This is a genomic window from Pseudomonas sp. PB105, from assembly GCF_009764655.1.
GTDB lineage: Bacteria > Pseudomonadota > Gammaproteobacteria > Pseudomonadales > Pseudomonadaceae > Aquipseudomonas > Aquipseudomonas cyclaminis.
Map to the genome: position 1 here is coordinate 211,854 of NZ_RWIO01000092.1, position 14,969 is coordinate 226,822.

Below are 14,969 nucleotides of genomic sequence, written 5' to 3' on the forward strand. Positions count from 1 at the left end.
CTGCCCAGGCAGGAAGCACACTTTTTTCAGGCGCCACCCGCCTGCATGCAGACTAAAAGAGGCTAGACCCCTGTGGCATTGACGATTCTTGGCCTGTCCGGCGCCCTTAGCCATGATCCTTCCGCAGCCTTGTATATCGACGGCAAGCTGATCGCGGCCGCCGAAGAAGAGCGTTTCGTACGCGACAAACATGCAAAGAACCGCATGCCCTACGAATCGGCGAAGTTCTGCCTGGAACAGGCCGGTATCAAGCCTTCCGATGTTGACGTGGTAGCGATTCCGTTCGCCCCGATCAGCCTGTTCGGCGAGGCGCGCTGGCACTATGCCAAGCGGTACTGGTACGCCCCGGACCGCGCACTTGACGCGATCCTGATGGGCAACCGTCGCTACAAGCGCTATCGCAACAAGATCGTCTGGTGCCTGGAGCAACTGGGCTTCGATCCGAAGAAAATCAAGATCGAACCGGTTGAACACCACCTGGCCCACGCTTCCAGCGCTTACCACTGCTCTGGTTTTCAAGAAAAAACCGCGATCCTGGGGATCGACGGCAAGGGTGAATACGCCACCACGTTCTTCGGCTACGGTGAAAACGGCAAGATCCACAAGATCAAGGAATTCTACGATCCGGATTCCCTCGGCGGCCTGTATGGCGCGATCACCGAGTTCCTCGGCTTCGAGATGCTCGACGGTGAGTTCAAGGTCATGGGCATGGCACCGTACGGCGATGCCAGCAAATACGACTTCTCGCGCCTGGCCTCCTTTGAGAACGGCGAGTTGGTGATCAATACCGACTACGCCAACGTCATCGGCCTGCGCCGGTATAAAGAGAAGGGCAAGGGCTTCTACTTCTCGCCAAAACTGATCGAGTGGCTGGGTCCCAAGCGCGAAGGCGACATCGCTGACGAACCTTACATCCACTACGCCGCGAGCATGCAAGCGCTGTTCGAAAAACTGGCCTTGCAGATGATTGACCATTACCTGGGCGACATTCTCAAGGACACCGGCAAGCTGGCCTTCGCCGGCGGCTGTGCGCTGAACGTCAAGCTGAACCAGAAGATCATTGCCCGCGACGACGTGAAAGAGTTGTTTGTGCAGCCGGCGTCCGGCGATGCCGGTACGGCAGTTGGCGCCGCCGCCTACGTGTCCCACGCCCGCGGTGTGCCGGTGGAGAAGATGGAACACGTCTACCTCGGCCCGTCCTACAGCAACGAAGACGTAATTGCGGCGTGTGCCAAGCACGAGAGCAAGCCGGTGTGGCGCAAGATCGACAACATGCCCCAGCGCATTGCCAAGATCATGGTCGACGGCAACCCGGTAGCCTGGTTCCAGGGCCGCATGGAGTTTGGCCCGCGTGCGTTGGGCGGTCGTTCGATCATCGGTTGCCCAAGTGCTACCGGCGTGGCTGACCGTATCAACCACCAGATCAAGTTCCGCGAGCGCTGGAGGCCTTTCTGCCCGTCGATGCTCGACACCGTGGCCCCGCAGATGATCAAGGTCGATCACCCGGCGCCGTTCATGACCTTCACCTTTGAAGTCTCGGAAGAGTGGAAAACCCGCGTGCCGGAAGTAGTCCATGAAGATGGCACCTCCCGCGCCCAGGTGCTCAAGCGCGAGTACAACCCGCGCTACTACGACATGATGAAAGAGCTCGAAGTGCTGACCGGCAACGGCGTGTCCCTGAACACCTCGCTCAACCGTCGTGGCGAAGCGATGATCTGCTCGCCGAAGGACGCGCTGGACATGTTCTTCGGCTCCGACCTGCAATACCTGATCATGGAAGACATCCTGGTCGTCAAAGACGGCGTGGACCCTTATGACGCGCTCGGCTGATCGCCACGTCCTGCAGTTCTGCCACGGCTACTACGGGCCGTTCCTGGATTGCGCGCGGCAGTACGCGAGCCTGTTCGCTGGCTCCGGCTACAAGGTGACCACGGTGTTTCTCACCGGGGTCGCCGATCCGCAGGTGGCTGCCGAGTGTGCGTCGGACGAAGTGTTGTTCATGGAATTCAGCTCCAGGGCCGTTCGCGGCCTGAAGCTGGGTGCGATCCGTGAACTGCGCAAGATCGCCGCGTCGCGCAACTTCAGCTTTTGTATCGCGCACCGCTTCAAGCCGACCTACATCGCCTTGCTCGGTACGCGGCTGCCGGTGATCGGCGTGCATCACGCCTTTGGTGATTATCAGCGTCAAAGCCGCTCACTGTTCGCCGGGTTCTTCCGCAAGCGCCTGAGTTTGCTGGGGGTTTCCGACGCCGTGCGTGACGACCTGCGCCGCAGTCTGCCGGGCTGGCCCGCAGCGCGTATCCAGACCTTGTACAACCGTATCGACGTCGACGCGTTGCAGGCCATTCAGGTGCCGGCCGATGAGGCACGCGATGCCCTGGGCTTGTCGCCGGATGAATGGGTGGTCGGCAATGTCGGCCGCCTGCACGCGGACAAAGACCAGGCCACGCTGCTCAAGGGCTTTGCCCTGGCGTTGCCGCACTTGCCGGCCCAGAGCCGTTTGGCGATTCTCGGCAGCGGCCGCCTGGAGCAAAGCCTCAAGGACCTGGCGCACGAGCTGGGGGTTGCCCAGCAGGTGCTGTTTCTCGGCCAGGTGCCGGATGCACGCCGGTATTTCCGTGCGTTCGACGTGTTTGCCCTGAGCTCCGATCACGAACCGTTCGGCATGGTGCTGCTGGAAGCCATGGCGGCCGGTGTACCGTTGCTGGCCACGGCCTGTGGCGGTGCGAAGGAAGTGGTCGAAGGCGTTGGTATTCTGTTCCCCTTCGGCGACGCTGAACACCTCGCCCAGGGGTTGCGCCATTTGGCCGCGATGGATCACCACCAGCAACGGCAGTGCGCCGAGATGATGCTGGAACGCCTGCGCACGCATTTCTCGGATCAGGCGGTACGCGATACCTTCTGGCAATTGCCGCACGTTATTGAACTGACCGCGGGGGCCTGATGCTCAATCGATTCCAAGGCTGGCGCGAGCGAGGCTGGTCCGTCGTCGACGCGCCTGCCTATAGCGAAGCCTGGCAACGTTTTGGCGGCAGCGTCGCGACGCATCCCCAAGTGATCGAGCGCCTGGCCGGGCTGGCCGATATTCCGGTGCGCTACCTGGCCTGGGAGCAGGGCGGTGAAACGCAGGCGTGCATCGCCACCTGGGGCCGCGACCTGGCGTTGTCCAAGGACGTACTCAAGCAAAAAGGCAAGAAAGGCCTGTTTGACTTGGGCAACGCCGAATTGATCCTGCCCGCCGCCGCGAATGCCCAGGCGCCGTTGCGCCACCGCGCGCGCTACCTGTCGGCCCTGAACGAAGGCCGTTTCAGCGGCCTCAAGCCTCAGGCCGAACAGTTGGCTATGGCCCGCACCCCGGAAGAACTGTCGAAGAAATTCCGCTACAACCAGCGCCGCGAACTGCGTTTGCTCGAAGAGGCGGGTGGTGTCGTGCGCCCGGTCAGTGAGTTTTCCAGCCAGGAACTGGCCGCGATCTACTGCGATCTGTTCCTGCGCCGCTGGGGGTTTGTCGCCACCGGTGCCGAGCGCATGGCTGAAGTGATCGAGCTGCTGCGCGAGTGGCTGATTGGCTCGGTGATTTTCCTCAACGATGCGCCCATCGCGGTCCAGTTGGTGTACCGCGTCGAGTCGCCCGAGTGGATCAGCGTGGAGTACGTCAACGGCGGTGTCGACCCTGAGACCCGTGCGTTCAGCCCGGGCAGCGTCCTGAGTTTCCTCAACACCCAGAGCGCCTGGGAGCAGGCCCGAGAAGTCGGCAAGCCGCTGCGCTTTTCCTTCGGGCGTGCCGACCGCGAGTACAAAGACCGTTGGTGTAACCCTGTGCCGGTGCTGACCGTATGACCCGCAAACAGCAATTGCTCAAGCGTCATCGGCGCAACAAGCGGGTTGCCCTGCTGATCGGCCTGTTGCTGCTGGTGCTGATCGGCGTCTGGGTCGCCTGGTGGTTGCCGTTGTTACTCGGCGTGCTGGCCTGGGTCGCCCATGAGGCCTGGTTTGCCGACCATCTGTTTTATGCTCCCGGCGAAGACTATCAATACCGGTTCTCGGCGGATGCCGAGGTGGCGGGAGTGCGCCTCGAAGGCGCGCAACTGCGGGTTGATTCGCCCCTGCAAGCCGATGCGACCCTGGTGTTGGCCATCAAGGTCAAGAGCAGTTGGCTGGGGCGTTTTCTGGATCCGGGTATTGAGATTTCGGGCGCTGACGGCGCTGATCGACAGGTTTTCGAGCGTGGTGTGAACGGGGTTCGTTATCTCAACCTCAGTGGCCTGGCGCCTGCCCTGGCGGCAGGTGAGCTGCGTCTGCGCGGGCATTTTTGCACCTTGCACGGCGCGCCCCGGTTGTGGGCCTGGGTCGATCCGGATTATTCAGAGCAGCGGGTGATGGTCATCGCGCCCCATGCCGATGACGCCGAGCTGGCTGCTTTTGGCTTGTATAGCCAGGCTGAAAAACCATGGATCGTAACCCTCACGGCCGGTGAAATCGAAGCCGAGCATTATCAGCAAATGGGCCTGGACCCGGTCGACGCCTCGCGCATCAAAGGCCGCCTGCGCGCCTGGGATAGCATCGCCGTGCCGCTTTGGGCGGGTGTGCCGCAGGCCCATTGCGTGCAGTTGGGCTACTTCTGCCTGCAATTGCCGGCGATGCGCGCGACGCCTGATCAGCCAGTGGCTTCGCGCGAAGCGCAGCTGTCGGATATCCGCCTGTTTCGCCAGTTCAATCCGTTCCCGTTACCGGCGGATGTCGACGGCCTGCCGACCTGGAACAACCTGTTGGCCGATCTGCGCCAGTTGCTGCTGACGGCGCGTCCCGAAGTGATCGTGTTGCCGCATCCGGTGCTCGACCCGCACCCAGACCATATTTGCGCGCAGCAGGCGGTGGTCGAGGCGTTGCAAGGCTTGGAATGGCAACCGACCATTATCCTGGGCTACGCCAACCATCTGCATGACAACGACCGCTGGCCCATGGGTGACGCGGGCGCCGGGATTGCCTTGCCGCCGCTGTTCGACGACACGCTTGAGCTGCGCCCATGTAGCTTGCCGCTGTCGTTGGCGCAGCAGCGCGACAAAGCCATGGCGCTTGGCATGATGCATGACCTGCAACCCGCACCGCCGTTCAAGCGTCGGGTGCGCCGCTGGCTCCAGCGGGTGCTGGCGGGCCGTGCGCGGTCGCCTTATGGCGAGAACGAGTTTTTCCGCAAGGCCGTACGACGGCATGAGTTGTTCTGGCGTTTGTGAAAGGAAAGGTCATGAAAGTTTTGTTTCTGGTACAGAAAGAACAGCGCGCGATTCTGGATCGCTTGTACGAAGGCATTGCCGAGCACTGCGAGTGTGATACCCGCTGGCTGAGCAGCGATGAGCAGCGCAACCTGCGCGGTTACTTCAAGCGCGAAGTCGACGTGACCCGCTATGACCGCATCGTCTTCTTCCTGCGCTTCAAGCAGGAAATCCGCCAGGCCGGGTTTATCCGTACGATCCCGAACCTGGTGATCCTCGAACACGACGCCTACCAGAACTACATCCCCTGCAAATACACCGGCAAGTTCAGTGCGCACTACCGCCGCTTGCCGTGGGCGCGCGTGATCAGCTCCGGCTACAGCGTGGCCGAGCGCTTGCGTGCCGAAGGCTTTGATGCGGTGTTCGTGCCCAAAGGCTACGACCAGGCCTTGTTGCAGCACCAGGGGCTGGAGCGCGACATCGAGCTGGCATTTGTCGGCAGCACCAACAGCGTGGCCTATAGCGGCCGTAAGGCGCTGCTTGATGAGTTGGCCCGCGTTGAGCCGCTGGTGGTCACCCGCACCAAATCGGGTGAGGAATACTGCGCGACGCTTAACCGAATTCGCTTTTTCGTCAGTGCCGATGTGGGCATGGGCGAGTACATGATCAAGAACTTCGAGGCCATGGCCTGTGGCTGTGTGCTGCTGGCGTTTGACCAAGGGGCTGCGGAAAACGAAGCCCTTGGGTTCAAGGACATGGTCAATGTGGTGTTCTACAAGGACATTCCACAGTTGCAGGAAAAGCTCTCGCAGCTGCGCGCCGACCCGCAACTGGCGGCAGAAATCGCGCGCAACGGGCAAGAGCTTGCCGTCAGCCAGTTCAGCTTTGCGCGCATCGGCCAGCGTATTGTCGAAGAACTCCAGCCGCCCTTGCGGCCTCGTGCGCCGTTGAACTGGCTGGAGCGGTTGCGCCTGAAACTCGGTGTTTGATCCGCGAAGCACAAAGAGCCACACCCACACCGCATAAGGTTTTTTCGATGAGCATTCTCAACATCATGTGGGCCGGTGGTTCTGCATTTGCCTCGGTGCAGAAGGTGCATCAGCAGATACTGTCCCATACCGACAGCGGCGCTCCCGTTCACCACTGGCTGCTTCAAGGCAGTGCGGCCGGCAGCGATGGCCTGGCCGAGCGTGCTGTGGAGTGGAATCTGTCTTCTGCAAAGCTCAAGGGCCGGCACCTGTGGAAGTGGTTGATGCCGTGGATGCATGCACGCTTTCGCAAGGCCTTGCCCGACGATCTGCAGGTGGTGCTCCTTGACGGGATCGGCGTCGCCCGTGTGTTCTTGCCCGTGCTCAAGCACTTGCCGCATGTGCGCGCCGTGGTGATTTTCCATGGTGTGACGCGTTTGCGCGGTGCGGATCAACAGTTGTTCGACTCGTTTCCTGCATCGCAACTCACGGTGACGGCAGTGTCGCAGACCCTCGCCGGTTCGCTGGAGCGTGACCTCAAGCGACCTGTGGTTGTGCTGCGCAGTGCTTTCGACCCTGTGGTTTTTCGTGCTGCGGTGCTTTCCCGTGAACAGGCTCGCTCCCGCCTGGGCCTGTCGTTAGAGGCCGCGCCGGCGATAGGTGCGGTCGGTCGACTGGTCGATGGCAAGGGGTTTGCCTGCTTGGTGGACGCCTTTGCTACTGCGACGGCTGATCAGCCGGATGCGCGCCTGGTGATTATCGGCGAAGGGCCAGCGAGACCTGGGCTTGAGGCGCGTATCGAGGCGCTTGGCGTGCGCGAAAAAGTGTCCTTGCCGGGGCATCTGCCCGAGGCGGCGAGCCTTTATCGGGCGTTTGACTGGGTGGCCATTCCTTCGAAGGAAGAGGGCTTGGGGCTGATCGTGCAAGAGGCGGTGATGGCCGGCGTGCCCGTGTTGACCAGCGAGTTGGCGGTGTTCCGCGAGCAGTTGGGGGATTGCGGTTGGTACGCGCCTGCAGACGATGCCGCGTCCTGGAGTGACCTCCTGACGCGTGCGCTCGCGAGTTCCGCTGAGGAGGTCGTCGAGGCTCAGTCGCGGGCACTGGCGCCGGAGCAAGCCTGGAGTGATTTCACTGAAACCACCCGGCGGCTGTTTTCATGCCGCTAGCAGGGCGTGCTCCAGTGCTTGCATTGGAAAGCGTTCGTTCAGGTTCTCACGCGCAATATAACGTGCGAAGTGTTGCAGGTTGCGCCGAGCCAGTTCCGGGTTCAACGGCGCGCGCAGGAAGCGCATATCGGCCACGTCGATCAGGCCCATTTCATTGTCGGGTGTGACGACAATATTGCCCAAATGTAACGAACGGAAGTAAATGCCCGCGTCATGCAGGCGACGAATAAGGGCCACCAGCGGGTCGAGGTTCGCTTGCCAATCAAAGCCTTCGCGGTTGGAGATCTGGCGCAGCGTCTCGCCCGGCAACGGACGGTACAGCACGGCAGTCATGCCGGGCGCCGTCAGTTGAAAGAACGCGAGTACGCTCAAGGTGGGGATACCACGCTGCTGCAGTTGCGCCACATTGTCGATAAACCGCTTGGAGTACGGGCGAAACAACGCAGAGGAGAACAGGCGTTTGCGGCGAAACAGTTTGAGGATATTCCCGTCGGTCAGCAGGTAGACTTTGGGGCCGTAGCTGTCCTCCTCCAGGATTTTGGCACCTTCAATCATCGCGGTTAAATCGGCCTGGGGGAGCCTTGAACATTGCATCGTCGGAAAGCCTTGTGGGAGTCGCGGGCACAGTGGTCGGTAATAATGCCGAAAGTTTTGGGTTTTAACCATGCCGGGTTGGCGGGTTGAACGTATTCAGGAGCGGGTGATGCAAGCAAGTCGTTGGGCGCAGGTATGGATGATTTTGGGGTTACTTTGGTTTTTGCTGGCAGTTGCCTTCGCGCCGACCAATAAGATTTATCAACAAGGCTTGACGCTGTTCCTGTGGTTGCCGGCAATGGTGTTTGCCTGGGCGGCGCGTGAGCGTCTCAAGGAGGTCTGGCACGAACAGCGCTGGATCTGCCTGATGATTGCCGCGCTTGCTGTCTGGGGCGCGATCAGCCTGTTGTGGACCAACGCCGAAGACCCGTCCCGCGAGGCCAAGCGCCTGCTGTATATCGGCGTATTCCTGCTGTTTTTCCCGGTGTTTGCGTGTGGTCAACCCGAGCGCGTCATTCGCGTGATGCAATGGGGTGGCTTCGGGCTGGCATTGTCGTCGCTGCTTGCAATCATCAAGTTCTATGGCATTGAGCATAATAGCTGGACGGCGCGTCTGGCCGGCTTGGGCCAATTGTCCCACCCCATCCTGGGCGCCTACGTGATCGGCTTGGCGGCCGTCTGGCTGTTGCACTGGGTTCCCCGTGGGCGCTGGATGCAAGTGGGTTGGGTGCTGGCGGTTGGGTTCCTCGGGCTGTTCGTGGTGTTGAGCCAAAGCCGTGGCGCCGCGCTGGCGTTGCTGCTGACAGTGGTGGCGATGCCTGCCTGGTGCCGTGACCGGCGTACCGCCGTGATTGCCATTGGCGCAGTGGTGGCGGCCCTGGCGGTGTTCTTCGCCATGCAATCGCTGATGCTGGCCCGTGGTGTGTCCTACCGTCCGCAGATCTTCATGGCGGCCGTGCAAATGATCAGCGAGCGCCCTTGGACCGGCCTCGGGCTGGGCGGCGACTACAAGATATTTGCCGATAACCTCTTTTTTGACCACTCCCATAACCTGTTCACCCATGTGAGCATCGAGTTGGGCCTGCCGGGCCTGCTGCTGTGGTGCGGCCTGTGGTTCGGTGTGCTGTGGCAAGCCTGGAAGGCCCGCGACACCCTCTACGGCAAGGGCGTCATCGGCATGTGGGTGTTTTCGTTCCTGGCCATGCAGTTCGACGCCGCCAGCCTGACGGGCACGCCGCGTGCCGAGTGGTTCATTTCCTGGCTGCCGATTGCGCTGGCCAGTGTTTTGGTCTGGGCTCGGGCCAAACCCGACGCGTGTGATAAAGTTCGCGTCCTACCCAATCAGTGAGCTCGACACATGAGTGACGCACCGCCCAAAGCGGACCAGGAATCCAGCCTGAAAATCTATTTCCGGCTGCTGGGCTATGTGAAACCGTACCTCGGCATGTTCCTGCTGAGTATCGTGGGCTTCGTGATTTTTGCTTCGACCCAGCCAATGCTCGCCGGGATTCTCAAGTACTTCGTGGATGGCTTGAGCAATCCCGATGTGGTGTTTTTGCCCAAGGTTCCGTTTTTCAAGGACCTGAAGTTGCTGATGGCCGTGCCGCTGCTGATCATCCTGATCGCCGCGTGGCAAGGCCTCGGCTCTTTCCTGGGTAACTACTACCTGGCCAAGGTTTCCCTGGGGCTGGTGCATGACCTGCGGGTCCAGCTGTTCAACAAGCTGTTGGTGCTGCCTAATCGCTATTTCGATACCCATAACTCGGGGCACCTGATTTCCCGCATCACCTTCAACGTGACCATGGTCACCGGCGCGGCCACGGATGCGATCAAGGTCGTGATCCGCGAAGGCCTGACGGTGGTGTTCCTGTTCGGCTACCTGCTGTGGATGAACTGGAAACTGACCCTGGTAATGTTGGCAATCCTGCCGTTGATCGCAATCATGGTCGGCAGCACCAGCAAGAAATTCCGCAAGCAGAGCAAGAAGATCCAGGTGGCGATGGGCGACGTGACCCACGTCGCCTCCGAGACCATCCAGGGTTACCGCGTGGTGCGCAGCTTCGGCGGCGAAGACTACGAGCAGCGCCGCTTTGCCGCCGCCAGCCAGGGCAACACCGACAAGCAACTGAGCATGAACAAGACCGGCGCGGTCTACACGCCGATGCTGCAACTGGTGATCTACACGGCCATGGCCGCGTTGATGTTCCTGGTGCTGCTGTTGCGCGGTGAGGCGACGGCAGGTGATCTCGTGGCCTACATCACGGCGGCGGGCCTGCTGCCCAAGCCGATCCGCCAGCTGTCGGAAGTCAGCTCGACGATCCAGAAAGGTGTGGCCGGCGCAGAAAGCATCTTTGAACAACTGGATGAAGTGCCTGAAGTCGACGGCGGTACCGTGGAGCGTGATCGCGTCAGCGGTCGCCTGGACGTGCGCAACCTGAGCTTCACTTATCCAGGCACCGAGCGTGAAGTGCTCAAGAACATCAGCTTCAGCGCAGCCCCTGGGCAGATGATCGCCCTGGTCGGACGCTCAGGCAGCGGCAAGTCGACACTGGCCGCCCTTATTCCGCGTTTCTACCATCATGAAACCGGGGAAATCCTGCTGGACGAAGTCGAGATCGAAGACTATCGCCTGCGCAACCTGCGCCGCCATGTGGCCCAGGTTACCCAGCATGTGACCCTGTTCAACGATACCGTGGCCAATAACATCGCCTACGGCGACCTGGCCGACGCGCCGCGTGCCGACATCGAAAAAGCAGCGGCCGATGCCTACGCCATGGACTTCATCGCGGAGCTGCCCAAAGGCCTGGACACCGAAGTCGGTGAAAACGGCGTGCTGCTTTCCGGTGGCCAGCGCCAGCGCCTGGCGATCGCCCGGGCCCTGCTGAAAAATGCCCCGCTGCTGATCCTGGATGAAGCGACCTCGGCGCTGGATACCGAGTCCGAGCGGCATATCCAAGCCGCACTGGATAAGGTCATGAAAGGCCGCACCACCCTGGTGATCGCACACCGTTTGTCGACCATCGAAAAGGCCGACCTGATTCTGGTAATGGACCACGGCGAAATTGTCGAGCGCGGTACGCATGTCGAACTGCTGGCCAAGGGCGGCTATTACTCGCGCCTGCACGCCATGGGGCTGGACGAGCCGGTCGCGAACAACATCACCTGAACCAACGGGGCGCGCAATGCGCCCCGCTGTTTGTATCAAGACCCTTACAGGGCTTGACCAAAGCCAAATAATTCACTGCCTGTCGTTTGTTATGTTGGCCTTCTCGATTCGAATGACGAACGAGAGGGCTAACCTTCTTGCGTGGGTAATGGAATGTTGCAACGTCTGTTGTGGAAACTGCTTCCCAAACCCCAGAGGGTGTTCTTGCTGGGGCGGTTGTCGGTGGTGGATCGCCAGGCCGTCAATAAATCCCTGTCGGGGGTGACCACCCTTAATCCGGCTTTCGAACAGCACAATTGTGTGTTTATCCATGTGCCCAAGTGCGCCGGCAGCAGCGTGTGCTCGGCACTTCTCGATGGGCGCTGGCCGGGGCACCTGCCGTATTACTGGTATGAGCAACAGTTTCCCGAACACTGCGAGCGTAGTTTCAAATTCGCCTTCGTGCGTGACCCGCTGGAGCGTGCCTACTCGGCCTACAACTACCTGCGCAGTAACCACATGGGCGCCCGCGATCTGCAAGCCCAGGCACTGGTCAGCCACTACCGCGACTTCGACCATTTTGTGGCCGGCTGGCTGCACCCGGACAACCTGCGCCGCCAACTGCATTTCGCACCCCAGACCGACTTTCTGGTCGATCACCTGGGCCAAATGGCCATGGATTTTCTCGGGCGCCAGGAATCCCTGGAGCAAGATTTCCAGCACCTGTGCGAGCGCCTTGGCGTGACCTCATCCCTGCCACATCTGAATGTTTCACTGGGGCGGCGAAGCGAGCCGGTGAGAGCGTTTTGCTCCGTGCGCACGCGCCGTTTGGTCAAGCGCGCCTATCAGCGTGATTACGAGGTGTTGGGTTATGAATAAGCAGTCGCTGGCCAGAGATGCCGCTGCCATCCGTCCCTTTGCCTTGTCGTTGTCGGCGACCGCACGGGCGGCGCTCAAGCATCAACAACCGTGCTGCCTGTGGTTGACGGGGTTGTCCGGGTCCGGCAAATCGACCCTGGCCAATGCCCTGGAGGTGCAACTCAATGAGCAGGGGCGGCACACTTTTGTGCTTGATGGCGACAATTTGCGCTCGGGCCTGTGCAATGACCTGGGCATGAGCGATGCGGCGCGCAAGGAAAATATCCGGCGCATCGGCGAAGTGGCGCGCTTGATGGTAGACGCGGGATTGATTGTGATTGTGTCAGCAATCTCGCCGTTCAGCGTCGACCGCGCGACCGCCAGGGCACTGTTCGGGCCGGGGCAGTTCTTTGAGGTTTACGTCAGCACGCCGTTCGACGTATGTGCACGGCGTGACCCCAAAGGGTTGTACCGTGCGGCGCTGGATGGGCGTATCAAAGCGTTCACCGGTCTGGACAGCCCCTACGAGGCGCCTCGGCAGGCCGACTGCGAAATCAACACCGATGAGGTCGAATTGGGCGAAGCCGTGGAGCGTATCCTCGCGATTTTGTTTAAAAAATAACCAGTTTTGGCGCGTGATGCCGTGCGGATAAAGCTCTCGAACTAGGCGGCGCTCACCCTGTGCTAATATCGCGCCCCTGTTCATTTTGTATGTGGGTTGCTCCATGAAGTTGTCCATGCCGCGATTCGATCAAGCCCCTGTCTTGGTGGTCGGCGATGTCATGCTCGACCGTTACTGGCATGGTGGTACCTCACGGATTTCCCCTGAGGCGCCGGTACCGGTAGTCAAGGTCGAGCAAATCGAAGACCGTCCAGGTGGCGCTGCCAACGTTGCCCTCAATATTGCCGCTCTCGGCGCCCCGGCCTCCCTGGTGGGTGTGACCGGCGACGACGAAGCCGCCGACAGCCTGGCCAACAGCCTGCGCGGTGCCGGCGTGCGTGCGCTGTTCCAGCGCATTGCCCATCAGCCGACCATCGTCAAGCTGCGGGTCATGAGCCGTCACCAGCAATTGCTGCGTATCGATTTTGAAGAACCCTTCGCCACCGACGCTTTGGCCCTCAGCGGCCAGGTCGACGAATTGCTCGAAGGCGTCAAAGTGCTGGTCTTGTCCGACTACGGCAAAGGCGCACTGAAGAACCATCAGGTACTGATCCAGGCCGCCAAGGCCAAGGGTATTCCGGTCCTGGCCGATCCCAAGGGCAAGGACTTCTCGATTTATCGGGGCGCCAGCCTGATCACGCCGAACCTCAGCGAGTTCGAAGCCATCGTCGGCGGTTGCGCCGACGAGCACGAACTGGTCACCAAAGGCGCGGCGCTCATGGCCGATCTCGACCTCGGCGCCTTGCTGGTGACCCGTGGCGAGCACGGCATGACCCTGCTGCGTCCCGGCCACCCGGCGATGCACCTGCCGGCGCGGGCCCGTGAAGTGTTCGACGTCACCGGCGCCGGCGACACGGTGATTTCCACCCTGGCCGCCTCCATCGCGGCCGGCGAAGAACTGCCCCACGCCGTGGCCCTGGCCAACCTGGCGGCGGGCATCGTGGTCGGCAAGTTGGGTACCGCTGCGATCAGCGCACCTGAACTGCGCCGTGCCATCCAGCGCTCCGAGGGCTCGGAGCGCGGTGTGCTGACCATCGAGCAATTGCTGCTGGCAATTGACGATGCGCGTGCGCACAACGAAAGCATTGTGTTCACCAACGGCTGCTTCGACATCCTGCACGCCGGCCACGTGACTTACCTGGAGCAGGCCCGCGCCCAAGGCGACCGCCTGATCGTGGCGGTCAACGACGACGCCTCGGTCAGCCGCCTGAAAGGCCCTGGCCGTCCGATCAACAGCGTCGACCGGCGCATGGCCGTACTGGCCGGGTTGGGCGCAGTTGACTGGGTGATCAGCTTCCCTGAAGCGACCCCGGAAAACCTGCTAGCCCAGGTCAAGCCGGACGTGCTGGTCAAGGGCGGCGATTATTCCGTCGACCAGGTGGTCGGTGCCGATATCGTCAGCGCTTACGGTGGCACGGTCAAAGTACTGGGCCTGGTCGAGAACAGCTCGACCACGGCGATTGTCGAGAAGATTCGCAACAATGAGTAAGGCTGATCCGATGGTCCTGATCACGGGGGGCGCGGGCTTTATTGGCTCGCATCTCGTCGATGCCTTGCTTGCCAAAGGCTACGCAGTGCGTGTGCTGGACAACCTGTCCACAGGCAAACGCAGCAACCTGCCGCTGGGCAACCCGCGTGTCGAGTTGCTCGAAGGGGATGTCGCCGATGCCGCGCTGGTGGCGCGTGCCGCGGTTGGCGCGACGGCGGTGGTGCACCTGGCGGCGGTGGCGTCCGTGCAGGCCTCGGTGGATGATCCGGTGAGTACGCACCAGAGCAATTTCGTCGGCACCCTGAATGTCTGCGAAGCCATGCGCCAGGCCGGGGTCAAGCGTGTGGTGTTTGCGTCCAGCGCGGCGGTGTATGGCAACAACGGCGAGGGTGCTTCGATTGACGAAGAGACCACCAAGGCGCCGTTGACGCCCTACGCGTCCGACAAGCTGGCTGGCGAGCAGTACTTTGATTTCTATCGCCGCCAGCATGGTCTGGAGCCGGTGATCTTCCGCTTCTTCAATATCTTCGGTCCGCGTCAGGACCCATCGTCGCCTTACTCCGGCGTGATCAGTATCTTCAGCGAGCGTGCCCAGCAGGGTTTGCCGATTGCCGTGTTTGGCGATGGCGAGCAGACCCGCGACTTCATGTACGTGGAAGACCTGGTGGATGTTTTGGTGCAGGCCATCGAAGCGCCGGACGCACCTTTGGGGGCCATTAACGTGGGTTGGAACCGTACCACCACCCTCAAGCAAGTGCTGCAGGCGCTGGAAGAGGCGGTGGGCAGTTTGCCGGCTGTGACCTACGGGCCTGCGCGGTCAGGGGATATCCGGCATTCGCGGGCGAATAACCAGCGGTTGTTGGCGAGTTTCAAATTGCCCGAGCCGACCCCGTTGAAAGTCGGCCTCCAGCGACTAATCAACGGCTAAATGCTAT

Annotated in this window: 13 protein-coding genes; 12 read left to right on the forward strand and 1 reads right to left on the reverse strand. The window is 61.4% G+C overall.

Annotated elements, in window-relative coordinates; all coding sequences use genetic code 11:
* The first annotated feature begins 72 nt into the window (after positions 1–72).
* Genes EJD88_RS22700 through EJD88_RS22725 form a run of 6 tightly spaced genes read left to right on the forward strand, consistent with a single transcriptional unit; the run spans position 73 to position 7,347 of the window.
* Entirely contained in the window at positions 73–1,830 is a 1,758-nt protein-coding gene (locus EJD88_RS22700; protein WP_099583718.1) for a carbamoyltransferase, read from the forward strand.
* Complete coding sequence (locus EJD88_RS22705) at positions 1,814–2,944, forward strand: glycosyltransferase (protein WP_158879092.1); 1,131 nt, start codon at positions 1,814–1,816, stop codon at positions 2,942–2,944. Before EJD88_RS22700 ends, EJD88_RS22705 begins: the two co-directional genes overlap by 17 nt.
* A complete protein-coding gene (locus EJD88_RS22710; protein WP_158879093.1) occupies positions 2,944–3,840 on the forward strand; it encodes an antimicrobial resistance protein Mig-14 in 897 nt (298 codons plus the stop codon). The genes EJD88_RS22705 and EJD88_RS22710 overlap by 1 nt, the downstream gene beginning before the upstream one ends.
* Positions 3,837–5,234, forward strand: coding sequence for a PIG-L deacetylase family protein (locus EJD88_RS22715; protein WP_158879094.1), 1,398 nt, complete (start codon positions 3,837–3,839; stop codon positions 5,232–5,234). Before EJD88_RS22710 ends, EJD88_RS22715 begins: the two co-directional genes overlap by 4 nt.
* Positions 5,235–5,245: 11 nt before the next feature.
* Positions 5,246–6,202, forward strand: coding sequence for a glycosyltransferase (locus EJD88_RS22720; protein ID WP_158879095.1), 957 nt, complete (start codon positions 5,246–5,248; stop codon positions 6,200–6,202).
* A gap of 47 nt (positions 6,203–6,249) precedes the next feature.
* Positions 6,250–7,347 (forward strand): glycosyltransferase, encoded by a 1,098-nt coding sequence (locus tag EJD88_RS22725; RefSeq protein ID WP_158879096.1) that lies wholly within the window; start codon positions 6,250–6,252, stop codon positions 7,345–7,347.
* Here the strand turns inward: EJD88_RS22725 and EJD88_RS22730 are convergent.
* On the reverse strand, positions 7,336–7,902 hold the full coding sequence (locus EJD88_RS22730; protein ID WP_178116973.1) for a toluene tolerance protein: 567 nt from the start codon (positions 7,900–7,902) through the stop codon (positions 7,336–7,338). The two genes, EJD88_RS22725 and EJD88_RS22730, sit on opposite strands and share 12 nt — an antisense overlap.
* Before the next feature lie 148 nt (positions 7,903–8,050).
* On the opposite strand from EJD88_RS22730, the gene EJD88_RS22735 reads away from it, so the two are divergent.
* From EJD88_RS22735 to EJD88_RS22760, 6 genes are all read left to right on the forward strand, one after another.
* Positions 8,051–9,229 (forward strand): O-antigen ligase, encoded by a 1,179-nt coding sequence (locus tag EJD88_RS22735; protein WP_099583711.1) that lies wholly within the window; start codon positions 8,051–8,053, stop codon positions 9,227–9,229.
* Positions 9,230–9,238: 9 nt separating this feature from the next.
* Complete coding sequence (gene msbA / locus EJD88_RS22740) at positions 9,239–11,047, forward strand: lipid A export permease/ATP-binding protein MsbA (RefSeq protein ID WP_099583710.1); 1,809 nt, start codon at positions 9,239–9,241, stop codon at positions 11,045–11,047.
* Positions 11,048–11,200: 153 nt separating this feature from the next.
* Positions 11,201–11,905, forward strand: a complete 705-nt coding sequence (locus EJD88_RS22745) for a sulfotransferase family 2 domain-containing protein (RefSeq protein WP_158879098.1) — start codon at positions 11,201–11,203, stop codon at positions 11,903–11,905.
* Positions 11,898–12,506 carry an adenylyl-sulfate kinase gene (cysC, locus tag EJD88_RS22750; protein WP_158879099.1) on the forward strand — a complete coding sequence of 203 codons (609 nt, stop codon included), beginning with the start codon at positions 11,898–11,900 and terminating at the stop codon, positions 12,504–12,506. Before EJD88_RS22745 ends, cysC begins: the two co-directional genes overlap by 8 nt.
* A gap of 103 nt (positions 12,507–12,609) precedes the next feature.
* On the forward strand, positions 12,610–14,034 hold the full coding sequence (gene hldE / locus EJD88_RS22755) for a bifunctional D-glycero-beta-D-manno-heptose-7-phosphate kinase/D-glycero-beta-D-manno-heptose 1-phosphate adenylyltransferase HldE (RefSeq protein ID WP_112193101.1): 1,425 nt from the start codon (positions 12,610–12,612) through the stop codon (positions 14,032–14,034).
* On the forward strand, positions 14,027–14,962 hold the full coding sequence (locus EJD88_RS22760) for an NAD-dependent epimerase/dehydratase family protein (RefSeq protein WP_099583706.1): 936 nt from the start codon (positions 14,027–14,029) through the stop codon (positions 14,960–14,962). Before hldE ends, EJD88_RS22760 begins: the two co-directional genes overlap by 8 nt.
* The last annotated feature ends 7 nt before the right edge of the window (positions 14,963–14,969 follow it).